This window comes from Bacillus sp. T17B1, from assembly GCF_026796395.1.
GTDB lineage: Bacteria > Bacillota > Bacilli > Bacillales > Bacillaceae > Bacillus > Bacillus spizizenii_A.
Window position 1 is genome coordinate 1 of record NZ_JALAYA010000043.1, and the last position, 26983, is coordinate 26983.

Here is a 26983-nt window from a genome sequence, read left to right on the forward strand (position 1 = left end):
TAGTCGGGGGTTTCCCCCTGTGAGAGTAGGACGCCGCCAAGCAATTTGAAAAAAGGGCAGCTCATATGAGCTGCTCTTTTTGTATTCGGGTTTACCGGACGGTATGGAATGGAACGAGCCACTTTAATTGAGCCGCATTCCTGTGTGTTAAATGGACAGAGCGGGCAGCAATAAAAACCTGCCGATTCTGGATTGGTGTTAGGGTCGGGGCCGATCAGACATCAGATTGCTTGTTCAAATGATGATGAAATAACTATTAAGGCTGACCGTTAGACTGAGGTTGATTGGACGTATCCGTTAATAGACAAGGGCGGAAGGCATGTGCCCATGGATTTGATGATATGTATCAGATGAAAATTAGGCCTTTCCAGCTGGCTTCTCATGGTAGTGACGATTGTTGGAACCGTAGAGGCTCGCAAATTATGGAGGACATGCCTCAGCTTTCTAAACCAATTACGGGCGAGAAAAGATATTACAGCAGTTAAAACGAATCTTATTTCTCATCGCAGCGAAATAGCTCAAACTAAGTTTGAGCCATTATTTTCTTTAGCATGCATCTTGCGTATTTGATCAAAATTTAATATGATACTCTTTGTATAATAACTCCTTGCCTCAATACAAAATACTCAACGTGTCCTCTTTTTCTCCGGTCATTTTCCTTTCATTTTCTCCCGTAAAATAAAGAAAGCTCCCAATACAACAAATACGGTGCGGATTTATTTTTAAAAAAAAGGAGTCGTTATATTTGAATAATAGTTTTACATTAAAGCAGCAATGGTTTGGAAATATCCGAAAAGACATTCTTGCTGGCATTTTAGTTGCGTTAGCATTAATACCTGAAGCAATTGGCTTTTCTATTATAGCTGGTGTTGATCCGATGGTCGGTCTTTATGCGTCATTTTGTATAGCCATTATTATTTCTATTTTTGGCGGCAGACCAGGCATGATTTCAGCGGCAACTGGCTCAATGGCAGTCGTTATGGTGTCTCTGGTTGCTGATCATGGGCTTCAATATTTATTTGCGGCTACGATTTTGACAGGAATTATTCAGGTGATTTTAGGTATCAGTAAAATTGCGAGATTAATGAAATTCATCCCGCGTTCTGTGATGATCGGGTTTGTGAATGCGCTGGCGATCCTTATCTTCTCTGCGCAGCTTCCTCAGTTTGAAGGTGCTTCTTGGAGCATGTATGCGATGCTTGCCGGGTCGTTGGTTATTATTTATGTACTGCCGAGGTTTACGACTGCGGTTCCGTCTCCGCTTGTAGCGATTATTGTAATGACGATTATTGCGGTCACTTTCCATGTGGATGTGCGGACGGTAGGGGATATGGGCAATATTTCTAGCTCATTGCCTCATTTCTTAATTCCTGATGTTCCGTTTACCTTTGAGACGCTGCAAATCATTTTTCCATATTCAATTGCTTTAGCGTTTGTTGGATTGCTGGAATCTTTGCTGACAGCACAGATTATTGATGAAATGACGGATACAGACAGTGACAAAAATAAAGAGAGCCGTGGACAAGGAATTGCAAATATCGTAACTGGGTTCTTTGGCGGCATGGCTGGCTGCGCTATGATCGGACAATCTGTCATTAATACAAAAGCAGGCGGACGCGGGCGCTTGTCAGCGTTTGTTGCCGGTGCTTTTCTGATGTTTTTAATTGCCGTCTTAAGTACTGTCGTCGTGAAAATTCCGATGGCTGCGTTGGTGGCTGTTATGGTTATGGTATCTGTTGGCACATTTGATTGGTCATCTTTAAAAGGCCTCAAAAAAGCACCGCTCACAGACTCAATTGTCATGGTTGTGACTGTGATTACGGTTGTTGTGACGGACGACTTATCTAAAGGCGTATTCGTCGGCGTTCTCTTAAGTGCCGTGTTCTTTGTGGCAAAAATCTCGAAGCTGAAAATTGTTTCTCATGCAGAGGATCAAAAACTGAGAACGTACCAAGTGAAGGGGCAAATCTTTTTTGCGTCAGTGACTGAACTTACGAATGCGTTTATTTATCAAGAGGATATTGAGCGAGTCGTGATTGATTTAACTGAGGCCCACGTATGGGATGATTCAGGAGCTGCGGCGCTTGATAAGATTGTAGCGAAGTTTAAAGAGCAAGGAATTGAAGCTGAAGTAAAGGGTTTGAACAAAGCTAGTAAAGCTCTTATGAAGCAAATGACATAAAGTGTGAAAGCCCAGATTGATGAGATCTGGGCTTTTTTATATAACATATGACTGAACAGCATTGATATAATAGAGTGAGATAGAAATATTTAATAGGAGACTTGTATATGACGCTTCAGAAGCTGAACCGTGTATTGGGGAAAGTCATGCCGCTTTTAACGCCTACTAGTGTTGTGCTGGGCGTGCTGCTGTCTCAGTTTTTAAATGGATATGAAAGCGCTGTGCCTTGGATATTTGCTTTTATTACGTTTGCTGGCAGTTTGAGCGCTAATTTTCAATCTTTGAGGCATGCATTGTCTCATCCTCTTCCTATGATTCTTGCATTATTTGTTCTTCATATTTTTATGCCGCTTTTTGCTTGGGGCAGCGGCCATCTTATCTTTAAAGGCGATCCTTTGACGATCACCGGCTTAACATTGGCTGTTGTGATTCCTACGGGGATTACAAGCTTGATTTGGGCAGCGATGTACAAAGGGAATGTCGGTTTGACACTTTCAATTATTCTAGTTGATACGGTGCTGTCGCCGTTGATCGTTCCGCTGAGCCTTTCATTGCTAGCCGGCGCTCAGGTTCATATGGATGTGTGGGGGATGATGAAAGGGCTGATTGTGATGGTTGTGATACCTTCTTTTCTGGGTATGCTGTTTAATCAGATCTCATCTCCAGAAAGAACCGCATCTGTAAGCAGTGCGCTGTCGCCTTTTTCAAAGCTTTGCCTGATGGCTGTGATTGCGATTAACAGTTCTGCGATTGCCCCTTATTTCAAAGCCGTTGATTTGAGATTCGTAGGTATAGCGGCGACGGTATTCTTTATCGCGTTAACAGGCTATGCAGCTGCTTGGCTGATCGGTAAATTGATGAAAAGACGCCAGGAGGAAATTGTATCTCTTATTTTCACGGGAGGTATGAGAAATATCAGTGCCGGCGCAGTTCTTGCCGTGACGTTCTTTCCGTCTCAGGTTGCCGTTCCGGTGGTGATCGGCATGCTGTTTCAGCAGATACTGGCTGCTTTGTTTGGCTATATGCTGAATCGTTTTGAATTAAAACCTGTATTACAGAAAGCATGAAAAAAACCGTTCAAATTTATGAGCGGTTTTTTTCTCTGTATAGCCAATCACGATGATGAACTGTTTGCAGAAGAACTTGCGGCGGTGCACTGATACTCATCTAGCAGGTTTTCGGGTTCAATACCGATCAGCGCGAGTTCAGGCAGCCTATGGTCTTGAAACAAAGAACTGATATCTTGCACGTAATCAGCAGGGTATCTCTTGCTGCAGGCTGGCTGTAGGAAGGGGGAGGTGCCGGCGTTATGCCCTGAAAGAGTTCTGTTCAATTTTTTTGCTGAAAAAGCAAATATAAAAAATAAGGTACACCGAGGATCGCCAATATGATGCCTGCAGGCACTTCCGCGGGCTGGAAAAACAGTTTTCCGGCAAAGTCTGCGCTTATCACTAGCAGCATGCCGATTAAACCGCTCAGTGGCAGGATGTCGCGGTGTTCGACACCAGCCAGTCTCCGTGAAATATGGGGAGCGATTAAGCCGACAAACGCCATGCTGCCCGCTACGGAGACACAGGCGCTGATGATTGCTACACAAGCGACGAGCAGGATCGTTTTTTCTTTATTTGATGAAATACCCAGGCTTCTGACTGTGTCTTCATCAAAACGAATAGTGTCGAGCAAGCGGGACTTGGCGATAAGGATAGGTATAAACACTAGCATCCATGGGAGAACGGCTGTGATATACGTCCAGTTGGCAGACCAGATGCTTCCGTTTTTCCACACCATGGCCATTTGATAGTCTTGCGGATCCATTTTTAATGATAAAAACAACGACAGGGCGCTGAATCCTGAATTAATTGCGATCCCTACCAGAATAATTCTTCCTGAATCTAAATTGCCTCTGTGCCATGCAAATATGTAAATCAGGATCGCCGCGATCAGTCCTCCTATCAATCCGAAGAAAGGCATTCCCATCGCCGCAGTTATGGATGTCACTTCCTTCTGGCCCTGGAACAAGAGCATAAAAGCCACAATTCCGGCTCCCGCCCCCGCGTTGATTCCGAGAATTCCCGGGTCTGCAAGTCCGTTACGTGTGATGGCTTGGATGACTGCGCCTGCAATGCCAAGACCGAGTCCGATAATAGCTGCCATGACAACCCGCGGCAGTCTTAAATCGAACAGCAAAATTTCATACTGTGGATTTGGATCAATCTGAAAAAGAGTGGAGAGCAGTTCAGCAGGACGAACAGAAAATGATCCGCTTGTTAAGCTGAAATAGCTGACAATGAGAATCAAAGTGATGAACACGGCATATTTTTTAGCCATTTTGCTCCCCTCCTTTTCGTTTAATCAAATAAAGGAAGAAAGGGACGCCGATAATGGATGTCACGACTTCAATCGGTGTTTCGAACGGATAATTGATAAATCTGCTTGCGAGATCACACAAGGTTAAAAAGATACCCCCCAAGATGCAGGAACACGGAATCAGCCTGCTGTAATCAGAGCCGACGAGAAATCGTGTGATATGAGGAACAACCAATCCGACAAACGCGATTTTTCCGGCCAGCGCTACTGCACTGCCGGTTAAAATGATGACTGAAAGCATTGCCATGATTTTAACGGTCTTTTTCTTTTGCCCCAGACTTTTAGAAATGTCGTCCCCTAATGATACGGCGGTCACCTTTTTGCTGAGAGAAATGGCCATTACAATGCCAATTAAGAAAAACGGAGCGGCTAGTTTCAGAAAATCTGGACTCATTTGGTGAAGTCTGGCACTGTACCAGAAACTGAGATCCTGTGAAATTTGAAAATATATCGACATGGCCGCTGATAAACTGCTGAGCAGCATGCTTGTGACTGTGCCGATGATGGCAAGCTGTACGGGGGAAAACCCGTTAGGCATCATGGCGGCAAGGCTGAATACCAACACAGCTCCTAGTGCTGAGCCGATAAAAGAGTAAATGATCATCTCAAACGAAGACGACTGCGGAAGCAGAACCATACAAAGCGTGATGATAAACGCGGAACCATCTGAAACGCCCATAATGGAGGGCGAAGCTAAATAATTGCGCGTAATGCCTTGCATAAGCGCTCCAGAAACAGCAAGAGCTGCCCCTATGAGCAGAGCGCCGGCAGCCCTTGGAATCCGGGAATGCCATATAATTTGATGGTCTGTGTTTCCCGGATCGAAATGAATAAGAGATGTAAAAACGATATCTGTGCTTAGATGCTTTGCGCCATATAGGATCGAAAGCAGCAGTGACAGTGCAATAGCAAATGGAGAAGTAATCAATATGATACGTGTCCACTGTTTTGAATACATACAAAAACCTACTCTGAATTAGTTTTGTGTCAATTTTTCAGCAGCCGCTTTCAGGAAGCGGACTTTGCTCCAAGCTGTGCCGCCTTGTGCAAGAGGATTTACCGAGTTGACGTACACATGATCTTCTTTGACTGCTTTCAGGCTTTTCCAGATTGGATTCTTCTCTAAGTCTTTTAAGGCATCAGGTTTATCTGCATTTTCATCATCAGAAAATTGGACGAAGATATGGTCCGGATTCATTTCACTTAATTTTTCTAATGAAATCAGTTCTTGTGCTTTTGCAGCTTTTACTTCGTCCGGCGCTTTAAGGCCTAAATCACCATAAAGTGTGGAGTTGAAGTATACCTGTTCAGGGTAAATGTAAATGTTGCCTTGTCTGATTCTGATGACCAGAGCTTTTGAATCTTTTGCTTTTTCGTTAATTTTTGTTTTCGTTTCTTTTAAATCCTGTTCATAGTCTGCAATGATTTTTTTCGCTTTTTTCTCTTTTCCAGTCAGCTGGGCAAGCAGCATCATGTTTTCCTTCCAGTTTGAAGAGATATGAGAAACTGGGATCGTTGTGCCGGCTGTGCTGATTTTTTGCAGCGTTTTTTCCGGGAACTTTGTTGAAGCAAGGATGACATCTGGCTTCATTTCAAGAATCTTTTCAATGTTTGGCTCCATTTTTTCTCCGGTTGCTTCGGCTTTATCAGTGATGTCTTTGAACATATCAGGGAATTTGCCGGAGAATGAAATCGCGCCTTGCGGATGAACGTCAAGCAGTTTCGCGTCTTCCATCGATTCTACGCTTCCCGTAATGGCAATTTTGTCTGTCGGTACAGTTACTTCATATGTTTTATCCAGGTATTCAATGTTCTTCTTCTCAGACGCTGTGCCGCTTGCCTTGCTGGAAGTCGATTCATTTTTGCTGCCGCAAGCTGCCGCCGTCAGCGCGAGAAGCAAGATTAATAAGGTAAGAGATAACTTTTTCATCTATAGAGCCTCCTGTTCAATTGATAACTATTATCAATTGGAATTATAGAGAATGAACAGGTATAACACCATGGACAAATTCCATATTTATCATGGACTATCACCGGAAAGTAAAGAAATGGTTTGCTGGACAATCCGTTTGTGCCCGCAAGCTGAGTATTCATTCCAAGGATCAAAGGATAGAAGATAAACACGGTTATTTCGTACCGCACTTAGGTTTTGCCACGCCTCTGTCTGTTGCAATTGCTGGTAATAAGCAAGGGTTTCTGGCTCTTTAAATAGAAAAAGCATGATGCAGTCAGCTTGGTCATTTGCGATATTTTCTAACGAAATAGCTTGATCTGAAGATGTTTCTTCCGTTTTTGCCGAATGAAATCCTAAATCTCCGAAGAAGACTTCGCGGACGCTTCGATTATGTGCCAGATAGAAGTTTTGCTTATGCAGCCTCAGAAAGAGAAAACGCAGCTTTTGGGCGTGCTGAAGTGTTTTTTTGCCGGCCGCTGCCTGCTGGTCATAAGCTGCGAGCCATTTTTCTGCTTCTGACTCTTCCTTTAAGAATGAGGCAGTTTGCAGAAAGTGAGTTCTCCAGCTTTCTTCTGAAGGAAGGTAAATGACTTCTGCGATGCGATTCAGGCAATTTTTTTCTGCTGGAGAAATAGAATCCATGCTGAAAATCACATCTGGTTCAGCCTGAGATAACGTGTTCAGGTTTTCTTCCCACCTTTCATTAAACCGGTATGCGCTGAGCTGGACGGGTATATCTGCCGAATAATGCTGATAGTAGTAAGATGTCCATTTCGGATGCAGCGCGGCCGCAAACGGTATGTGATTCAGGGGGATGAGATGGCCCATTGTGCCCCTTCCGTATGCGGCAATTTTTTTTCGGCGTTTTTTCATATAGCTTGTAGGTGAACAGCCTGTATGCTTTTTAAAGATTCTGCTGAAATAAAATTCATCTTGATAGCCGGTTTGGTGGGCTATTTCCTTCAATTTGCAGTTTGACCTTGCCATGAGCTGTTTTGCTCGGGTGATTCGCGTTTTTGTGATGAACTCTGTTACGCTCTGACCTGTCCATTTTTTAAAACTATCGCTGTAGTGTTTGGCACTGATTCCTGCCATTTGCGACAGCTGGGCAAGTGTCATTTTTGTATCGGCGTGGGTTTCGATGTACTGTTTTGTTTTTTCGATTGCTGAATGTGTATCCGTCTGGTTAGATAAATTGGCAGTAAAGAGGTCATAAATCAGGCTTTGAACTTCAATCACACATTTTAGCTGAGAAAGCTGAGATGATTCATTCCATAGCGCTATAAGCTCTTGAAGCCGGACTGCAAGGTTTTCGATATGTGAAACATTCACAAGCTTCAGGTTGGATAGTTCGGTTTCTGTGCAGGGTGTTAAGATATCTTGCCCGGTTTCCTTGACATAACTTTGGAGCCTGATTAGATAGGCATCTATATGCCCTTGGGCTGCGGGCGTAAAGCCAAAGGTCTCGTTAGGCGGACAAACATAAAGTGTCTTTTTTTGCAAAGGACTGATGTTTGTTCCGATTGAAATATGGCCGTTTCCTTTTAAATGAAAGATTAGCACGGATGAATCGGCTAATTGCTGTTCTGAGAAGAGATCACTTGTTTTTTTTAGATATTCAATTTGTATGGGATGATAAATCACTGTATTTTGCAAGAGTAGACCACCTTTTCAGAAACATTCAATTGATAATCATTTTCAATAAGATTGTACCAAATAAATGAAAGTTTTCCTATATAAAGCGGACGGGTTTTTGTCATAAAAAAAGCCCTTACTTAGATATAAAAGTAAGGGTCTTTTGTTCGGTAAGATAATGTTACACGTGTAACATACGATGCTTACGTCTTAATAGATAAGATATTTTTTTCTTGTTTTGCTGAATTGTTGGAGTGGTTTTTCATAGCTATTTATGATGTCTTCAATAGATGCACCGCTTTGAATTTTTGTCCTGATCCAGCCGTTGCCTGCCAGTTTATCAAATGAACCTGTTGATAGAAACTCAAAATGTTCAGGATAGAGGTCATGTATTGTTTTAATGAGTGACAGACCTGTTTTAACTGCTTCAAACTTTTCTCTGTCTGTCACATAGAGCTGCACACCGTGGCAAAGCGTTCCTTGATGTTTAGAAAACGTCGGCGTAAAGGAGGCTGCCCTGAATGTCACGCCCGGCAGATTGAGGCTGTTTAATGTTTCTTCAAGCTCTGTGCTTTTGATAAAGGGAGCTCCAATGAATTCGAATGGCTTTGTTGTACCTCGCCCTTCGGATAGATTTGTTCCTTCAATCAGCCCGGTTGCCGGATAAACAAATGTGCTCTCCACCGTCGGCATGTTAGGTGAAGGGAGAACGAAAGGCAGTCGGGTATCGTTAAAATCCATTTTTCGTTTCCAATGTTTCATTTTCACCACTGTCAGATCGGCATCGATGTCAAATTCCTTGTTGAACAGTAAAGCCAATTCGCCTATGGTCATTCCATGCTTTAACGGAATGGGGTACAGTCCGACAAATGAGGCGTATTCAGGTTCTAAGACGGGTCCTTCAATATGACTTCCCCCTTGGGGATTCGGGCGGTCCAGCACCATAAAAGGAATGCCGTTTTCTTTAGCAGCTTCCATTGCGTATGCCATTGTATAAATGTACGTGTAGTAACGGGTCCCGACATCCTGAATGTCAAAGATAAGAATATCTACATTTTTCAGCATCTCTGGAGTCGGTTTCTTCGTTTTTCCGTATAGGCTATATACGGGAATTCCGGTTTTTTCATCAATGTAAGAGCCGACTTCGTCTCCCGCCTGAGCATCGCCGCGAACGCCGTGCTCAGGGCCAAATAAAGCTGTCAGCTTAATATCTGGATTCTCGTAAAGAATATCGACACTGCTTTTCAGAGATGCGTTTACGCCGGTTGGATTGGTAATTAATCCGATTCGTTTTCCCTTGAGCTGTTTTTTATAATCCGGGAAAAGCATGTCTATGCCGGTCTGTACTTTAGGTTTTTTAGCCGTTTGATTCTTAGAATTGGGTGATGCTGAGGCCGCTGTTATCGTTCCAATCATCATGAGTACTGTGAGAAAAGTGAATATGGTTTTTCTCATGTGTCCCTCCTTATTAGAGCGGTTTTCCCGTTTTGATATTTAATCCATAGCCATATGGATAAAGGGTGTCTTCCGGTTTCGTGACTGACGGAATGTCAACTGGAAGTGTGCCTTTAGGTTTTGCCTGGCCGAATATCGCCATAACTCCAGCGGGAATATTGGGTTGAAGATAACGGCCATTCGCGTAGCCTTTGAAGCCGTAGACAGCAATGAGTGCCTTAGCTTCTTCAAAATTAGCGGCATCATATGGGTTGCGCAGGCTCATTAAGACAAATGGTTTGTTGTGCTGCAGTGCTGCTTTCATCACAGCTCTCGGAAATACGGTCGCCCATTTGCTTGTATCTGATATGGTGTCGTCAATGACACCGTCGTTGACGACAGGATCGTTTCTCACGACGTAGGAGCCGGTAATGATATGGTCAGCCTCTTTTACTTGTCTTTCATGCTCGGCATTAAATACTTGGTTGGCAAAATTCATTTTGATGAGAGACACGGGTTTGATTTTCTTTCGCTTGACGAGATCGCGAATGGTTTGTTCAATCGAAGCAGTTTGTTCTTCGTAAGGCGCGACAATTAAGATTCGGCTGTCTTTTTTAGGCTTGAACGGCAAGGTATGCTGTTCATTTTTTAATACGGTCACTGCTTTTTCAGCTATTTGTTTCTCCACTTTCAGGTGACGCTTGCTTCCTACAATTTTCTGGGCTTTGTCTATTTTTTCTTTTATGCTGTCGTCGTTTCGAGCTGGATATATACCACGTTTTATTTTCAGAGAAATGATTCGTTCAACCGATTTGTTGATTTGATGCTCAGGAATGTCTCCGTTTTTTACGGCTTCTTTTAAAGCTTGAATAACACGTGCGAATTTCTGTTCTTCTTTCAGTGAAGTGACCGAGGCTGGCATTAGTGCAATAACGACACCGGCTTTTATAGCCATGACCACCGCCTCTTCCTGGCCGAAATGATCTGCGATTGCTTTCATATTGAGAGCATCGGTAACGATGACGCCATCAAAGCCCATTTCCTGCCGAAGAAGACCTGTCATCACGTTTTTCGAGAGTGTAGCAGGAACCAAAATGTCCGATCCATCGAGTTTACTTTTGTATGTGGTGTCGTCAAAGGCAGGAAATTGAACGTGAGCTGTCATCACCATATCAGCACCAGCATCAATTGCTCTTTGAAAAGGATAGAGCTCGACCTCACGAAGCCGTTCTTGGCTATGAGAAACGAGCGGCAGTCCGTAATGGCTGTCAACGTCGGTGTCTCCATGTCCCGGGAAATGTTTGAGGGCAGAGGCGATATCTTGCCGCTGCAAACCTTTCATCGTATATAAACCGAGTCGTGCTGTCAGTTCTCGATTAGAGCTGAATGACCGTACGCCGATTACCGGATTATGAGGATTATTATTAATGTCTACGACAGGGCTGAAATCGGTGTTAATGCCTAAGGCAGAGAGCTCCTTTCCAATAATGGTGCCGGTCTGATAGGCGTTGATTCTGCTTCTGGCTGCGCCTAGCGCCATATTCCCTGGGAAATTAGTACCCTCCCCTAATCTCGTTACGATGCCGCCTTCCTGATCAATGCCCAGCATAAGCGGAATTTTGGGGCTCGCCTTTTGGTAAGCGTGAGTCAGCTGTACAGTTTGTTGTGTTGTTTTTACATTTTCTGCAAAAAGAATGACGCCGCCGAATTGATATTTATTGATAAGGCCGGCGATTTCCTCATTCATTTCTGTGAAGGCTTGTGGAGAAGACTCGCCCTCCTTTTGCCAATTTCTGAAATCAGGCATCAGCATCTGGCCGAGTTTTTCATCTAATGTCATGCGATTGACAATCTGCTTGGCATCGGCTGAGCTGCTGGATGAAGCAGCTTTAGCTTGGCTGCCGCCGAGAAAACATGAAAAAAAGAGAACGGCTGAAAGGATAAGCGGAAATACAGGTTTCATATCAACTTCCTCCTATCGTCGAATCATTCATTCCATCGCTTCATAGATCGCGGTGATGACGCTCCCGTAACTGCCTGTTGGGAATTGATCACCCTCAAACACATTTGGATTTTCCACTGGATCAGCAACTGATGAATGCTTTTTGTTTGTTAATAAAGCAATGCCTAAATTGAATGTTGGATCAATGATTGTAACTGTCCCTGTCCAGCCGGTGTGTCCGTAAGCATTTTCACTGGCATGAGGGCCAAACATCCATTCCATGCTTTTACTTCCGTTTCGACGCCAGCCAAGAGCGAATGTCGGGTCTGTTGCTGAAGATGCTGTAAATAGTTCTGCTGTTTTCTGATCAAATAAAGAAACGTTTCGATATGATCCTTTGTTTAACATGACCTGCAGCAAAATGGCCATATCATCTGCATTTGAGAACAATCCGGCATGGCCAGACACACCATCCATTGAGTAAAATGCTTTTTCGTCATGAACTTCTCCTTGCAGCGTGTGTGTACGGATGTTAGGGAAATGAATAACGCCGTCCCGTGTATTACCCATACGCTCAGTAGCTGCGAACTGTTTTGGTTTAAAGCCTTTTAGCAGCGGATTGTACAAAGTATGCTTCAGCTTCAGCGGCTTGTAAAGCTCTTCCTCTGCGTAGACATCAAGCGGTTTGCCGGTGAGTTTTTCGACAATACAGCCGAGGAGCATATAGCCGATGTCACTGTATACGTGTTTTGTCCCCGTTTCATAATCGAGCGGAATTTTCGACAAATACTCAATCGTTTTGTCTCGCTCCTGAGAATAATACATGCCGGCTTTTTCCGGCGTATAAAAGTAAAAGCTTGAGGGGAGTCCTGATTGGTGCTGGAGGACATCAATGACACGAATCTTGTCTTTTCCTTTAATCAGGTCTCCCGGCTGATCCTTGAAATCAGGCAAATATGCAGAAACCTTTTCATGTACATCGAGTTTTCCTTGGGTGACTAAGCGCTGCAATGCAAAATTCGTTGCATACATTTTTGTATTTGAGGCTAAGTCAAACATCGTGCGGGTTTTCATTTTGGCCGGGCGGCGCAGGACTGCCGATCCTTCGTACTTTTTACTGTAGCCGTATGCTTCTTTTTTTATGATGCGGCCATCCTTCACGACGACGAGAACGGCGCCTGGAAATCCTGCTGCAATATCCCGTTCTATCATCTGATCAACCTTCCTTAGTTTCTTCGGCGAGAATTGTGCAGTCTCTGCATTTATGGTTTTGGCCCCCACTTGGTAGTCTGCTGTTTGTGCGGAGGTTCCGGTTGGCAATATAGATAGAGTGAGAATGGCACTGAATAAGAACAGAAATTTTGTTTTCACTGGCTTGCTCCTTTCCGTGCTTCTATCCGTTTACTATCCCTGAAACAGAAACCATTTAATCGAACTGAGAAGCCATTTCTTCTTTATATCCGAATGCATAGGTTAATAAAAAGCCGGCCGCGTAGGAAATAAAGAGTCCGATGATATACAGAATGATTTGCGAAGATAGGACGAGAAAGGAAAGCGGCAGCCCGGAGACACCAATCGCAATGGTGGCTACCTGAAAATAAGCTTGAAAGGCGCCGCCAATTCCAGCTCCTAAGCACGCTGTTAAAAACGGACGGCCAAGTGGCAGCGTGACTCCGAAAATAAGCGGTTCACCAATACCGAGCAGCCCCGACGGAAGCCCGCCGGCGATTGCTTTTCTCAATGTTGATTTTTTCGTTTTCACAAAGATGGCAAAGGCGGCGCCTACCTGTCCTGCACCTCCCATAGCCAAAATAGGAAGCAGAGGATCATTGCCGATTGAATTGATCAGTTCCATGTGCACAGGCGTCAAGCCTTGATGCAGTCCGGTCACGACGAGAGGTAGGAAGGCAGCTCCCAGAATAAAGCCTGCAGCGATGCCGCCGATGTCCAAGATGGAAAGAAGGCCGGATGTAATAGCATCAGAAATGAAGCCTCCTAAAGGCATAAATACGACATACGTTACGATTCCGGTGATTAACAGTGAAACGGTTGGGGTGACAATGATATCGAGTGATTGAGGAATAAAACGGCGGATAAATTGTTCGGTGTAAGCAATGAATATGGCTGCGAAAAGAACTCCAATCAAACCCCCCCTGCCCGGAAGAAGCTGTTCTCCGAATAAACTGATCTTTGCGATTTCCGGATTTATAATCAAGATCCCCGCCAGAGCTCCAAGAGCGGGTGTCCCGCCAAATTCTTTCGAAGCGTTAATGCCGACGAGAATGCCGAGATAAGTGAACAATCCTGATCCGATGACTGTCAGGATAACAGCAATTTGTGATTCTGCAGAGAGCCAGCCGGCTTGAATAATTGCTTTGGTAATCCCAATGATTAAACCGGAAGCGACAAGTGCGGGAATAAGAGGGATGAAAATGCTGGCAATTTTACGTAAGAAAAGTTTAAAAGGAGTGGCGTTTTTTCGGTTTATGTCAGCTTTCTTTTTGGCCGCAGTTTCTTTGACGTCAACACCTTCTTCTGCTGACACGAGTTTTGAGAAAGCGGCTGTGACATGGTTGACGACTCCTGTGCCGAGGATGATTTGTATGGTTTCAGCTTCGACGACCCCCAATACGCCGTCAAGCTCTCTTAAAGCTTGAGCATCTGCTTTGTTTTCATCATAAGGCGTGATACGCAGGCGTGTTATACAATGCGTATACGAGGAAATATTGGATTTTCCTCCGCATAGCTCAAGGATTTTCTTTGCAAGATGATTGTAGTTATTTTCATTGCTCATCAAAACCCCTCCTCTTCCAGATGCCTTATTTTTTTCTCATAGATTGTATGGCTGCTTTCGTTTTATCAATATAGCCTGTTGTTTCTTCATACTGCTCAGCCGCCATGCCTAAAAACAAAACATCAATCATAAAAAGCTGGGCGAGGCGGGAGGAAGTGGCTGCACTTCGAATCAGGGCTTCGTTGGAGTGCGTTGTGTACAATGGGACATCAGACAGCACGGAGACGGATGTTTGGCTGAATTGTGTAAGACTGATCGTTGTAATGCCTTTTTCCTTAGCCATTGTGAGCAGTTCAATGATTTCCTGCGTCTCTCCCGAAAATGAAATCGCGAATACAATGTCATCCTTATCTGCATTTGCGATTAATGATGCCACAAGATGAGTGTCTGTGAACGCTGTTGCTTGTTTATGAATGCGAAGCCACTTTTGCTGGGCGTCCTTGGCGACAATGCTGGAAGCCCCGACGCCGATAAAATGCACGGTATGTGCTTTGAGAAGCAGAGAAACCGCTCGTTCAAGCTCTTTGTAGTCCATCAGGTCTGAAGTATCCTGAATGGCTTGAATGGCGTTGCCGGCCGCTTTTTCAGAAATAGAGGAAAGAGGTTCGCGAGGCGCAATGTCCCGATAGCCTTGTACAGCAGGTTTTGCCAGATCGCCTGCCACTCTCATTTTTAAATCTTGAAATCCCTTTAGCCCGAGTGATTTGCAGAGCCTGATGACGGCAGCGTCACTTGAATTGGCTAAGGCACTGATTTCGCTGACAGTGCTTTCTATAGCTTTGTGGGGTTGAGCTAGGATGTAATCTGCAAGTTTACGCTCGGATGGAGGGAGCTTGTGCTTCATTGATTCGATAATCGCTAGACCGCCTGTTGCCATTCTTGGTCTCTCCTTATCTTGAATGGTAATGTTCAATTGCTTTGTCTATAAAACCGTTTGTTTCGTCAATCAATTCTTTAGCTTGTTCCTGATCTGTGTTTGTTTTGAGCATAACGATTGCTGTTTTGACGTGATGATTGGCTTTTTCCAGAGTGTGTCTGGCTGTGTCGTATGAAGCGTTTGTGAGGCTTTGGATGATACTGATGGCGCGTTCTTTTAGTTTTTTGTTGCTGACATTGACGTCCACCATCAAGTTTTCATAAACCTTGCCGATTTTGACCATTACAGCAGTGGATATCATGTTTAGAATCATTTTATGAGCAGTTGCGGCTTTCATACGTGTTGATCCTGTAATGGCCTCAGGTCCGACGACAACCTCAATGCTGTGATCCGCCTCCTTGCTGATGACGGAATTTTCATTACAGGTAAGCGCGATGGTGTGTGCTCCGACTTTACGGGCGTATGTTAGGGCGCCTGCGGCATAAGGTGTGCGGCCGCTTGCTGCGATGGCAATGACGGTGTCGTTTGAAGTGAGCTGTATGTTTTTTAAATCTTCGGCTCCAGCTTTTTCACTGTCTTCAATTCCCTCTGCTGCCTGCAAAAATGCTTTAGGTCCGCCAGCCATGATTCCGATGACCTGATCTGGGTTGACGCTGTAGGTGGGAAAACATTCAACAGCATCCATGACACCGATTCTGCCGCTTGTGCCGGCGCCTGTGTATATAAGCCGGCCACCATTTTGAAACGAGTCATAGGCGCAGTCTACAGCTGTTTTGATATCGGGGAGAACCTGCTGAACGGCGGCTGCGACTTTCAAATCTTCGTTGTTGATCATTTTGAGGATGCCGAGTGTGTCTGCTTTGTGGATTTCAGCTGTTTGGCTATTGCGTGATTCCGTTGTAAGGCGGTGAAGGTTTAATGGTTTTGACATGAGGAGGCCCCCTGTTTAAAAATAATATATCTCAATATTCAGTATATTCGTTCCTGTTATGACATTTCAACTATGTTTTAAAATCTTTAAAATTCTATTTCATCCTAGACTATAAGAAGTAATGAAGGAGCAGCTGCTCTCCAATCGGTCCGATTCTTCGCCGTCCTTTATCAAGAAACCCGCTTTTCATATAAAGGTGCTTTGCACGTGTGTTCAGTTGATTAACGGCTAAAATAATTTCATCGCACCATGGGAAATAACTGCTCACAAAAGAGGGAAGCTGAAACATTGCTTTTTTTGCATAACCTTTTCCCTGATGCACTGCGTGTATAGACAGAGAGCTGAGCAGTAAAGCAAATGGATTGTTAGAATATGGAGCAAGCGTTTCTTTTGATGTATGTAAAATGAAAAAACCGACTGGCAAATCGTCTTTTAAAATGACTACTGGATACCGGTCCCGTATGCTCAGGGCCTGAGTCAGCACCTCTTTCGGGAGTGAGGTAAAGCGTTTGTCATCGTTTTTTAGCGTAAATGATTGGAGCTCCGGCAAATGTTCAGGCTTATAGAAGGATAAAGAAATGTCTTGAGTCATGTGATGCCCTCCTTACAATATGTTGTCTAGCTGGTTTTCCGAAATGACATGGTAGCCCGCTTGTTTTAACAGTGCGGCGGTCACTCCGCTGCCGGCAATTTTTTGGCTGGAGAATGTACCGTTATAGATAAAACCGCTTCCGCACGACGGACTGTTTTTCTTTTAATATGATGGTAGAGGCATTGACTTCTTTTGCGTAAGCTAATGTGTTAGCGGCGCCTTCTATATATAATTCTGTGACATCTTCTCCTGAAGCTGTCACGACTTTAGCGGTTCCATTAAGAACATCCTCGCCGGTGCCTCCGATGATTTCTGCAGGTTCTCGGGGAGTTGAGAAGCCGCCGAGAAGCTCAGGACAAGCCACAACTGCTTCATTTTCATTGATGAGTTTTCTGATTTTCTCCGATGCGGCATGAGAGCCGTTATATCTGCATTCAATGCCGCCAAGGCAAGAGCTGACAAGTATCATATTGGTTTCTCCTCTCTTAATTCGCTTGTCTCTATCATAAAAGAAATGATAAATGTTGGGAGGCTTTTTCAGTTAAAAAAGGAGTTAAAAAGTTTGAAAATAAAAAATTTAATTTTTCTCTTTACAAAGGGGGTGTAACCTGTATATAATAACTTTTGTCAGCTCGACGAGAACACAAACGGCCCGTTGGTCAAGCGGTTAAGACACCGCCCTTTCACGGCGGTAACACGGGTTCGAATCCCGTACGGGTCACCATTTGGAGGATTAGCTCAGCTGGGAGAGCATCTGCCTTACAAGCAGAGGGTCGGCGGTTCGAGCCCGTCATCCTCCACCATTTTGCCGGTGTAGCTCAATTGGTAGAGCAACTGACTTGTAATCAGTAGGTTGGGGGTTCAAGTCCTCTTGCCGGCACTCTTTTCTAACATTAATATGGAGGGGTAGCGAAGTGGCTAAACGCGGCGGACTGTAAATCCGCTCCCTCAGGGTTCGGCAGTTCGAATCTGCCCCCCTCCACCATTATTGGGCTATAGCCAAGCGGTAAGGCAACGGACTTTGACTCCGTCATGCGTTGGTTCGAATCCAGCTAGCCCAGTCACAGACACCTTTGATCAAAAGGTGTCTTTTTTTCTTTTTAAAATCATTCCAACTTCTAACTGTTCAGTCTGTATAATAATTTTAAAAATATGTTAAGGTAGTTTATTCACGAATTACCATCTACACCCTGCCAAAAATTTGATAAACTTATTTTATAAAAAACTTGAAACCTTTTGAAACGAAGCTCGTATACATACAGACCGGTGAAGGCAGAGGTTAATTAATATGGAAATAATGATTAAAAAGAGAATTAAACAAGTCAAAAAAGGCGACCAAGATGCATTTGCGGACATCGTAGATATTTACAAGGATAAAATTTATCAGCTTTGCTACCGTATGCTTGGTAATGTGCATGAGGCAGAGGATATTGCACAGGAGGCTTTCATCAGAGCGTACGTTAATATCGACAGTTTTGATATTAACCGGAAATTTTCAACATGGCTTTATCGAATCGCGACCAATTTGACGATTGACCGCATTCGCAAAAAGAAGCCGGATTATTACCTTGATGCAGAGGTGGCTGGTACGGAAGGCTTGACCATGTATTCACAAATCGCCGCAGATGGAGTTTTGCCTGAAGATGCAGTTGTGTCGCTGGAACTCTCAAACACGATTCAGCAGAAAATTTTAAAGCTTCCTGACAAATACAGAACAGTGATCGTATTAAAGTATATTGACGAACTCTCATTAATTGAAATCGGCGAGATTCTCAACATTCCTGTGGGGACTGTGAAAACGCGGATTCACAGAGGCAGAGAGGCTCTCAGAAAACAATTAAGGGATCTTTAAGTGGGGTGATGAAATGAGCTGTCCTGAACAAATTGTGCAGCTTATGCATATGCATCTTGATGGAGATATCCTTCCAAAAGATGAACACGTATTAAATGAACATCTGGAGACATGCGAGAAATGCAGAAAGCATTTTTATGAGATGGAAAAATCTATAGCGCTCGTCCGGAGCACATCGCATGTCGAAGCCCCCGCGGATTTTACCGCTAATGTCATGGCAAAATTGCCTAAGGAGAAGAAAAGAGCTTCTGTGAAAAGGTGGTTCAGAACCCATCCTGTTATCGCAGCTGCTGCGGTATTCATCATTTTGATGGGCGGAGGTTTTTTTAACAGCTGGCATAATGACCAAAATTTCAGCGTGTCCAAGCAGCCCAATCTTGTGGTCCATAACCACACTGTGACCGTGCCAGAAGGTGAGACTGTCAAAGGTGATGTTACTGTCAAAAACGGCAAGCTGATTATTAAAGGAAAAATAGACGGGGATGTAACTGTCGTAAACGGCGAAAAATATATGGCCTCTGCTGGACAAGTCACCGGTCAGATTGAAGAAATCAATCAATTATTCGATTGGACATGGTACAAGATGAAGTCTGCGGGGAAAAGTGTAGTCAATGCTTTAAATCCAAAAGGAAAAGAGTAAAGCGCGTCAGTCGCTTTGCTCTTTTTTTACGGGCTGATAGAGCAGGCACATTTCACTTGCTAAATCGATATGTGGTATAATGGGCTCGCTATGTAAAGTACATATGCGTAACACGTAAAACACAAAATGCGAAATACGAAATGACTGAAATCTTGGAGGACGAGGAAATGGCTTTTGAGGATATCCCTTTTTTGCAGTACCTCGGCAATGCCGTTGATATTCTCCTTGTTTGGTATGTGATATATAAATTGATTATGGTGATACGCGGCACGAAAGCGGTTCAGCTGTTAAAAGGAATTGTCGTGATCGTGCTTGTCCGTATGGCCAGCCAATATTTGGGCCTCAGCACGCTTCAATGGCTGATGGACCAAGCGATAACATGGGGATTTTTAGCAATTATTATTATTTTTCAGCCTGAGCTGAGAAGAGCGCTTGAACAGCTTGGCCGCGGCCGCTTTTTTTCAAGGAGCGGCACGCCTGTGGAGGAAGCGCAGCAGAAAACAATTGAAGCTATTACAAAAGCAATCAATTATATGGCGAAACGCCGTATAGGCGCCCTGCTGACCATTGAGCGGGATACCGGAATGGGAGATTATATCGAGACCGGCATACCTTTGAATGCCAAAGTCAGCTCTGAGCTGCTGATCAATATCTTTATTCCAAACACTCCGCTTCATGATGGTGCAGTAATTATGAAGAATAATGAAATTGCCGCTGCCGCCTGTTATCTGCCGCTTTCAGAAAGCCCGTTTATTTCAAAAGAACTGGGTACGCGGCATAGGGCGGCTGTCGGCATCAGTGAAGTAACAGACAGTTTGACGATTATCGTGTCTGAAGAGACCGGCAGCGTCAGTGTGGCGAAGAACGGAGACCTTCACAGAGAGCTGACGGAAGAAGCACTGAAAGAAATGCTTGAAGCCGAGTTTAAGAAAAACACCAGAGACACTTCTTCTAACCGCTGGTATTGGAGGGGCAAGAAAAATGGATAAATTCTTAAACAACCGCTGGGCTGTGAAAATGGTTGCTCTGCTTTTCGCGCTCTTGCTTTATGTGGCGGTTAACAGCAATCAAGCACCGACTCCGAAAAAACCGGGTGAATCTTTCTTTCCAACATCAACAACTGATGAAGCAACACTGACCGATATCCCGGTCAAAGCGTATTATGATGATGAAAATTACGTCGTGACAGGTGTTCCGCAAACGGTGAATGTCACGATAAAAGGCTCGACAAGCGCTGTGAAAAAGGCTAGGCAGACCAAAAATTTTGAAATATATGCCGACATGGAAAATTTAAAAACCGGCACACATAAGGTTGAGCTAAAGGCCAAAAACGTGTCGGATGGGCTGACAATCTCAATCAATCCGTCTGTTACGACAGTTACCATTCAAGAACGGACGGTCAAAAGCTTTCCCGTAGAAGTGGAGTACTACAATAAAAGCAAAATGAAAAAAGGTTATTCTCCAGAGCAACCGATTGTCAGTCCGAAAAATGTGCAGATTACCGGATCTAAAAATGTGATTGATAATATTTCTCTTGTAAAAGCTTCAGTGAATTTGGAAAATGCAGATGAAACGATTGAAAAGGAAGCGAAAGTGACTGTCTATGATAAAGACGGAAACGCGCTTCCTGTCGACGTAGAGCCCTCGGTCATCAAGATTACCGTTCCGGTAACAAGCCCGAGTAAAAAAGTGCCCTTTAAAATTGAACGGACAGGAAGCCTCCCTGACGGTGTCAGCATAGCGAAAATCGAATCCAGTCCCAGTGAGATAACGGTTTACGGCTCACAGGATGTGTTGGATTCTCTTGAATTTATTGACGGCGTCAGCTTAGATTTAAGCAAGATTAACAAGGATTCCGATATCGAGGCAGATATTCCGCTTCCTGACGGTGTCAAAAAAATCTCGCCGTCAAAGGTGACTTTGCATATAGAAGTAGATAGTGAAGCGGATCAGAAGTTTGAGAATGTCTCTATTAAGACTGTAGGGCTGAGCAGCTCGCAAAATATTGAGTTTCTAGATCCTGAATCGCAAGCGATAGACGTGACGGCTAAAGGCTCTCCCGCCAATATAAAAAAACTGAAGAAATCAGATATTGAATTGTATGTCAATGTTTCAGATTTAGATGACGGGGAGCATAGCGTGAAGCTTGAAGTAAACGGGCCTCAGAATGTAACCTGGTCCTTGGGGCAGAAAAACGCCAAAATCAAGCTGTCATCAAAAAAAAGCAATATATCAACTAATGGCAACAGCAGCAATACATCAGGAAACCAGGATGACACAGATAAGCAAACGAATGATCAAAAGAACAGCCAGAAAGAAGATACAACGAACACTGATAAAAACAGCAATGATCAAAAACAAGACGAAAATAAAGATCAAAACCAAGATCAGGATGAGGACAAATCCAATGCGGCTTCAAAATCCTCATCGGAATAAAAAAGGAGCGATTATAAAATGGGCAAGTATTTTGGAACAGACGGTGTAAGAGGTGTCGCCAATAGTGAGCTTACACCTGAGCTGGCCTTCAAAGTCGGACGTTTCGGCGGATATGTGCTGACAAAAGACAAACAACGTCCGAAAGTGCTGATAGGCCGCGATACACGCATCTCCGGTCATATGCTGGAGGGAGCCCTTGTCGCCGGACTTTTATCCATTGGCGCAGAAGTCATGCGTCTGGGTGTCATTTCTACACCTGGTGTATCTTATTTAACAAAAGCGATGGATGCAGAGGCAGGCGTCATGATTTCTGCTTCTCACAACCCAGTGCAGGATAACGGCATTAAGTTTTTCGGGGGAGACGGATTTAAGCTATCTGACGAACAGGAGGCTGAAATTGAGCGCCTGATGGACGAACCGGAGGATAAGCTGCCAAGGCCGGTCGGTGCCGATCTCGGGCTTGTAAACGACTATTTTGAAGGTGGACAAAAATATCTACAATTCTTAAAACAGACTGCTGATGAAGATTTCACAGGCATTCATGTGGCACTGGACTGCGCACATGGTGCTACATCGTCCTTGGCGACACACCTGTTTGCTGATTTAGATGCAGATGTTTCAACAATGGGGACTTCCCCGAATGGATTAAACATTAATGACGGCGTCGGATCAACTCATCCGGAAGCGCTCAGCGCGTTTGTCAAAGAGAAAAACGCCGATCTCGGCCTTGCGTTTGACGGTGACGGCGACCGCCTGATTGCTGTCGATGAAAAAGGAAATATCGTTGACGGCGACCAAATCATGTACATATGCTCAAAACACCTAAAGTTAGAAGGCCGTTTAAAGGATGATACAGTGGTTTCGACTGTAATGAGCAACCTCGGCTTCTATAAGGCGCTCGAAAAAGAAGGCATCAAAAGCGTGCAGACAGCTGTCGGTGACCGTTACGTAGTAGAAGCGATGAAGAAAGATGGCTATAATGTCGGCGGTGAGCAGTCAGGACATCTTATTTTCCTTGATTACAACACGACAGGGGACGGATTATTGTCTGCTATTATGCTGATGAATACATTGAAAGCGACAGGAAAGCCGTTGTCAGAGCTTGCTGCTGAAATGCAGAAGTTCCCGCAGCTGTTAGTCAATGTGAGAGTCACTGATAAATATAAAGTCGAAGAAAACGAAAAAGTAAAAGCTGTTATTTCTGAAATTGAAAAAGAAATGAACGGCGACGGCCGGATTTTGGTCCGTCCTTCAGGTACTGAACCGCTAGTCCGTGTTATGGCTGAAGCGAAGACGAAGGAGCTATGCGATGAGTATGTCAATCGCATTGTTGAAGTCGTCCGGTCAGAAATGGGATTAGAGTAACGAAGTCTATTATCAGAGAGTGAACAAGACAAGCGAGTTTTACATATGATAATTGTGAGACATACGGCAAAGTTGTTTAAAAAACAATTGACCGTTTTATGCCACATGCTGTAAAATCAAGCTTGTCTTGTTCTTATTTTCTCTACAGGAAAGAAGACGGGATTATTATTTCACCTATAATTATAGCGCCCGAACTAAGCGCCCGAAAAAAGGCTTAGTTGACGAGGATGGAGGTTATCGAATTTTCGGCGGATGCCTCCCGGCTGATATGCAGATCACAGCCGTAAGGATTTCTTCAAACCAGGGGGGTAACTCCTTGAACAAAGAGAAATCACATGATCTTCCAAAAACATGTAGGAGGGGACGATTGAAAGTCCCCTTGAAATTTGACTTTCTTCGTCTCCTTTTACAATCTTAGGAGGAAGAAAAATATGTGTGGAATCGTAGGTTATATCGGTCAGCTTGATGCGAAGGAAATTTTATTGAAAGGGTTAGAAAAGCTTGAGTACCGCGGATATGATTCTGCTGGTATCGCTGTTGCCAACGAACAGGGAATCCATGTGTTCAAAGAAAAAGGACGCATTGCGGATCTTCGTGAAGTTGTGGATGCCAATATAGAAGCGAAAGCTGGAATTGGCCATACTCGCTGGGCAACACACGGCGAACCAAGCTATCTGAACGCTCACCCGCATCAAAGCGCACTGGGCCGCTTTACACTTGTTCATAACGGCGTGATCGAGAACTATGTTCAGCTGAAACAAGAGTATTTACAAGGTGTAGAGCTCAAAAGTGATACCGATACAGAGGTAGTTGTTCAAGTAATTGAGCAATTTGTCAACAGAGGTCTTGATACAGAAGAAGCGTTCCGCAAAACACTTACACTGTTAAAAGGCTCTTATGCAATTGCTCTATTCGACAACGAAAACAGAGAAACGATTTTTGTAGCGAAAAACAAAAGCCCTCTATTAGTCGGTCTTGGAGATACATTCAATGTCGTAGCATCTGATGCGATGGCAATGCTTCAAGTAACCAATGAATACGTAGAGCTGATGGATAAAGAAATGGTCATCGTCACTGATGATCAAGTTGTCATCAAAAACCTTGATGGTGACGTGATTTCACGTGCTTCTTATATTGCTGAGCTGGATGCCAGCGATATCGAAAAAGGTACGTACCCTCACTACATGTTGAAAGAAACGGATGAGCAGCCTGTTGTCATGCGCAAAATCATCCAAACGTATCAAGATGAAAACGGCAAACTGTCTGTGGCTGGTGATATCGCTGCCGCTGTAGCGGAAGCGGACCGCATCTATATCATTGGCTGCGGAACAAGCTACCATGCAGGGCTTGTCGGTAAACAATATATTGAAATGTGGGCAAACGTGCCGGTTGAAGTGCATGTAGCGAGTGAATTCTCTTACAACATGCCGCTTCTGTCTAAGAAACCGCTCTTTATTTTCCTATCACAAAGCGGAGAAACAGCAGACAGCCGTGCCGTTCTTGTTCAAGTCAAAGCGCTTGGACACAAAGCGCTGACAATCACAAACGTACCGGGCTCAACGCTTTCTCGTGAAGCTGACTATACATTGCTGCTTCATGCGGGCCCTGAAATTGCTGTTGCTTCAACGAAAGCATACACGGCACAAATCGCTGTTCTTGCTATTCTTGCATCTGTAGCAGCTGATAAAAACGGCATCGATATTGGATTTGACCTTGTCAAAGAACTCGGTATCGCAGCTAACGCAATGGAAGCTCTTTGCGACCAGAAAGACGAACTGGAAATGATCGCCCGTGAATACCTGACTGTATCCAGAAACGCTTTCTTCATTGGGCGCGGCCTTGACTACTTTGTATGTGTCGAAGGCGCACTGAAGCTGAAAGAGATTTCTTACATTCAGGCAGAAGGCTTTGCCGGCGGAGAACTGAAGCACGGCACGATTGCCTTGATCGAACAAGGTACACCAGTATTTGCACTGGCAACACAAGAGCACGTAAACCTAAGCATCCGCGGAAATGTCAAAGAAGTTGCCGCTCGCGGAGCCAATACATGCATCATTTCACTGAAAGGCCTAGACGATGCGGATGACAGATTCGTACTACCGGAAGTAAACCCAGCGCTTGCTCCGTTGGTATCTGTTGTTCCATTGCAGCTGATCGCTTACTATGCTGCACTGCATCGCGGCTGTGATGTTGATAAACCGCGTAACCTTGCGAAGAGTGTTACTGTGGAGTAATGAATGTTTAACCCCTTTGGATATTAGCCAAAGGGGTTTTTTGTTAGAGTGAATTATTTGAGCAAGCTTACTTTTACTCAAATGGTAGCTATTACTTACATCTCCGTATGCTAAAAGAATTCTTCCTGCTGATACTATGATGGTGCTTGAATAGATATAGAAGATGCCCTGCTGTTGTTAGCTCCTTTTCTCATGCTAAAAAGATGATTCTTTGGTAGAGAGTTTTATAACGATACGGAAAACGAAGAAGCTATGAATGTACCGTAAATGGATTCATTGGCATTCCTCTTCGCTGAACTCTGTTGGAGTCTACATATAGTCATCAAGATCGCTATCTTCCAGATTGAGTAAGATACAAACAACAAAAGTGCAAATGATATACGCTTTATAAGGAGAACAAGATAAATGGCAGCCTCGTTATGCTAGGAAGCAAATACCCTTGCTATTTTTTTATTATACGAATACAGGAGAAACTCTAGAACATACTCTAAAGGATGAATTATATAAACAAAAACAACAAATAGTAATGGAAGGCTAGATGCGTTATTGACCGATACTAATTGATTTAAAGGAGAAGGGGTTTGCTTATGAGTAATAAAAACTTGTTGTTTGAAAAAGTGACTTTAGGTAGTACAGCTATAGACAATCGGGTAGGTGTAGCCCCAATGACACGAACGAGTGCGACACCGGATGGGTATGCAACCGAACAAATGGTTTCGTATTATACATCATTTGCCCGCGGCGGGTTTGGATTGATTATTACTGAGGGAATTTACCCGGATGATAAGTATAGTCAAGGATATTTGAATCAACCTGGTATTGTCTTCGAAGAACAAGTCAAAGCTTGGAAGAAGGTAGTAGATTCTGTTCATCAAGCTGGAGCTAAAATATTCGCACAGCTCATGCACGCAGGGGCGCTGTCACAAGGAAATCGTTTTGTGAATGAAACGATTGCACCTTCTTCTGTTCCTCCAAAAGGAGAGCAGATGGAATTTTATGGAGGTGAAGGGCCGTTCCCGATACCAAGAGAAGCGACAAAAGAAGACATAACAGAAGTGATTAAGGGGTTTATCAGTGCGGCTAAAAAAGCCAAAACAGCTGGTTTCGATGGGATTGAAATTCATGGGGCGAATGGTTATCTATTAGATCAATTCCTAACAGATTATACCAATCATCGTACGGATGAATATGGCGGTTCTACAGAAAATCGTGTGCGTTTACTGGTGGAAGTGTCGAAAGCTGTTCGGGAAGCTGTCGGACAGGATTTCACCGTTGGGATCCGGATTTCACAAGGGAAAGTTAATGACTACACACACAAATGGCAGGGTAAAGATAAGGATGCTGAAATGATCTTTGGTCAGTTAGGTCAAGCTGGTCTCGATTTTATCCATGTCACGGAGTATGAAGCATGGCAACCAGCATTTCCGGAAGGGGAAGGGACAACTGCAACCGATTCGGCTTTTGGTGATGGTGGGTCCTCAATGGCACGTTTAGCAAAAACATACAGTAATTTGACCGTAATTGCCAATGGGCATCTTGAGGATCCTGCCAAGGCTATAGAAATAATTGAAAAAAGAGAGGCAGATGTAATTACTTTAGGTAAAGGTGCTCTTGCGAATCATGACTGGGTAGAAAAAGTAAAAAACGGGGAGCGTTTAGCCGAGTTCCAGCCTGAAAAAGTATTAAGCCCGAATGCTCAAATTAAAGAATTTGAGCTATAGACGTCGCCTAAACAGCTGAAACGAAGG

The 26983-nt window shown here is 44.0% G+C and carries 20 protein-coding genes, 5 tRNA genes and 3 pseudogenes; 15 read left to right on the top strand and 13 right to left on the bottom strand.

The features are described 5' to 3' along the window. Window positions 1-76 precede the first annotated feature (76 nt). The 3 genes and pseudogenes from MOF34_RS21070 to MOF34_RS17530 all read left to right on the top strand — a co-directional run. Window positions 77-570 (top strand): annotated as a pseudogene (locus MOF34_RS21070) (hypothetical protein); the annotation flags it as partial. A gap of 175 nt (window positions 571-745) precedes the next feature. Then, window positions 746-2182 (top strand): SulP family inorganic anion transporter, encoded by a 1437-nt coding sequence (locus MOF34_RS17525; RefSeq protein WP_268401129.1) that lies wholly within the window; start codon window positions 746-748, stop codon window positions 2180-2182. Window positions 2183-2328: 146 nt separating this feature from the next. Continuing rightward, window positions 2329-3249: a bile acid:sodium symporter family protein gene (locus MOF34_RS17530; RefSeq protein WP_080010221.1), complete on the top strand. Its 921-nt coding sequence runs from the start codon at window positions 2329-2331 to the stop codon at window positions 3247-3249. 71 nt (window positions 3250-3320) lie between these two features. Here the strand turns inward: MOF34_RS17530 and MOF34_RS21075 are convergent. From MOF34_RS21075 to MOF34_RS17595, 13 genes and pseudogenes are all read right to left on the bottom strand, one after another. Next, a pseudogene (locus MOF34_RS21075) lies at window positions 3321-3515 on the bottom strand (alpha/beta hydrolase); the annotation flags it as partial. Beyond that, the gene (feuC, locus tag MOF34_RS17540) at window positions 3512-4510 is read right to left on the bottom strand and encodes an iron ABC transporter permease FeuC (protein WP_268401130.1); all 999 of its coding nucleotides are present in this window, start codon (window positions 4508-4510) and stop codon (window positions 3512-3514) included. The gene feuC and the pseudogene MOF34_RS21075, both read right to left, overlap by 4 nt. Then, entirely contained in the window at window positions 4503-5507 is a 1005-nt protein-coding gene (locus MOF34_RS17545) for a FecCD family ABC transporter permease (protein WP_019713140.1), read from the bottom strand. The genes feuC and MOF34_RS17545 overlap by 8 nt, the downstream gene beginning before the upstream one ends. Before the next feature lie 18 nt (window positions 5508-5525). After that, entirely contained in the window at window positions 5526-6479 is a 954-nt protein-coding gene (feuA, locus tag MOF34_RS17550) for an iron ABC transporter substrate-binding protein FeuA (protein WP_268401131.1), read from the bottom strand. Between the two features lie 90 nt (window positions 6480-6569). Further along, window positions 6570-8159 carry an AraC family transcriptional regulator gene (locus MOF34_RS17555; protein WP_268401132.1) on the bottom strand — a complete coding sequence of 530 codons (1590 nt, stop codon included), beginning with the start codon at window positions 8157-8159 and terminating at the stop codon, window positions 6570-6572. Between the two features lie 189 nt (window positions 8160-8348). Further along, window positions 8349-9593, bottom strand: a complete 1245-nt coding sequence (locus MOF34_RS17560) for an exo-beta-N-acetylmuramidase NamZ domain-containing protein (protein WP_019713144.1) — start codon at window positions 9591-9593, stop codon at window positions 8349-8351. 13 nt (window positions 9594-9606) lie between these two features. Further along, window positions 9607-11535, bottom strand: a complete 1929-nt coding sequence (locus MOF34_RS17565) for a glycoside hydrolase family 3 protein (protein WP_268401133.1) — start codon at window positions 11533-11535, stop codon at window positions 9607-9609. Window positions 11536-11562: 27 nt separating this feature from the next. Then, on the bottom strand, window positions 11563-12885 hold the full coding sequence (gene pbp4b / locus MOF34_RS17570) for a penicillin binding protein PBP4B (RefSeq protein WP_268401134.1): 1323 nt from the start codon (window positions 12883-12885) through the stop codon (window positions 11563-11565). A 55-nt stretch (window positions 12886-12940) separates the two neighbouring features. After that, window positions 12941-14308, bottom strand: coding sequence for a PTS transporter subunit EIIC (locus MOF34_RS17575; RefSeq protein ID WP_268401135.1), 1368 nt, complete (start codon window positions 14306-14308; stop codon window positions 12941-12943). Between the two features lie 25 nt (window positions 14309-14333). Then, complete coding sequence (locus MOF34_RS17580; protein WP_019713148.1) at window positions 14334-15185, bottom strand: MurR/RpiR family transcriptional regulator; 852 nt, start codon at window positions 15183-15185, stop codon at window positions 14334-14336. 13 nt (window positions 15186-15198) lie between these two features. After that, entirely contained in the window at window positions 15199-16116 is a 918-nt protein-coding gene (gene murQ, locus MOF34_RS17585; RefSeq protein WP_268401136.1) for an N-acetylmuramic acid 6-phosphate etherase, read from the bottom strand. Between the two features lie 109 nt (window positions 16117-16225). Next, the gene (locus MOF34_RS17590; RefSeq protein WP_268401137.1) at window positions 16226-16708 is read right to left on the bottom strand and encodes a GNAT family N-acetyltransferase; all 483 of its coding nucleotides are present in this window, start codon (window positions 16706-16708) and stop codon (window positions 16226-16228) included. 12 nt (window positions 16709-16720) lie between these two features. Next, window positions 16721-17177: pseudogene (locus tag MOF34_RS17595) on the bottom strand (DUF523 domain-containing protein). 180 nt (window positions 17178-17357) lie between these two features. Between MOF34_RS17595 and MOF34_RS17600 the strand changes: the two are divergent. From MOF34_RS17600 to MOF34_RS17655, 12 genes are all read left to right on the top strand, one after another. Next, window positions 17358-17432 (top strand) — tRNA-Glu (locus MOF34_RS17600). Window positions 17433-17435: 3 nt separating this feature from the next. Continuing rightward, a tRNA-Val gene (locus MOF34_RS17605) sits at window positions 17436-17511 on the top strand. Window positions 17512-17515: 4 nt separating this feature from the next. Then, window positions 17516-17588 (top strand) — tRNA-Thr (locus MOF34_RS17610). A gap of 20 nt (window positions 17589-17608) precedes the next feature. After that, window positions 17609-17693 (top strand) — tRNA-Tyr (locus MOF34_RS17615). Between the two features lie 4 nt (window positions 17694-17697). Further along, a tRNA-Gln gene (locus tag MOF34_RS17620) sits at window positions 17698-17769 on the top strand. Between the two features lie 227 nt (window positions 17770-17996). Then, window positions 17997-18560 (top strand): RNA polymerase sigma factor SigW, encoded by a 564-nt coding sequence (gene sigW, locus MOF34_RS17625; RefSeq protein WP_019713152.1) that lies wholly within the window; start codon window positions 17997-17999, stop codon window positions 18558-18560. Between the two features lie 13 nt (window positions 18561-18573). After that, a complete protein-coding gene (gene rsiW / locus MOF34_RS17630) occupies window positions 18574-19200 on the top strand; it encodes an anti-sigma-W factor RsiW (protein WP_003223647.1) in 627 nt (208 codons plus the stop codon). Window positions 19201-19367: 167 nt separating this feature from the next. After that, complete coding sequence (gene cdaA, locus MOF34_RS17635) at window positions 19368-20189, top strand: diadenylate cyclase CdaA (protein ID WP_019713153.1); 822 nt, start codon at window positions 19368-19370, stop codon at window positions 20187-20189. After that, window positions 20182-21636, top strand: a complete 1455-nt coding sequence (cdaR, locus tag MOF34_RS17640; RefSeq protein ID WP_268401138.1) for a CdaA regulatory protein CdaR — start codon at window positions 20182-20184, stop codon at window positions 21634-21636. Before cdaA ends, cdaR begins: the two co-directional genes overlap by 8 nt. An 18-nt stretch (window positions 21637-21654) precedes the next feature. Further along, complete coding sequence (gene glmM, locus MOF34_RS17645; RefSeq protein WP_268401139.1) at window positions 21655-23001, top strand: phosphoglucosamine mutase; 1347 nt, start codon at window positions 21655-21657, stop codon at window positions 22999-23001. 431 nt (window positions 23002-23432) lie between these two features. Continuing rightward, window positions 23433-25235: a glutamine--fructose-6-phosphate transaminase (isomerizing) gene (gene glmS, locus MOF34_RS17650; protein WP_268401140.1), complete on the top strand. Its 1803-nt coding sequence runs from the start codon at window positions 23433-23435 to the stop codon at window positions 25233-25235. Window positions 25236-25822: 587 nt separating this feature from the next. Continuing rightward, the gene (locus tag MOF34_RS17655) at window positions 25823-26956 is read left to right on the top strand and encodes an NADH:flavin oxidoreductase (RefSeq protein WP_268401141.1); all 1134 of its coding nucleotides are present in this window, start codon (window positions 25823-25825) and stop codon (window positions 26954-26956) included. The last annotated feature ends 27 nt before the right edge of the window (window positions 26957-26983 follow it).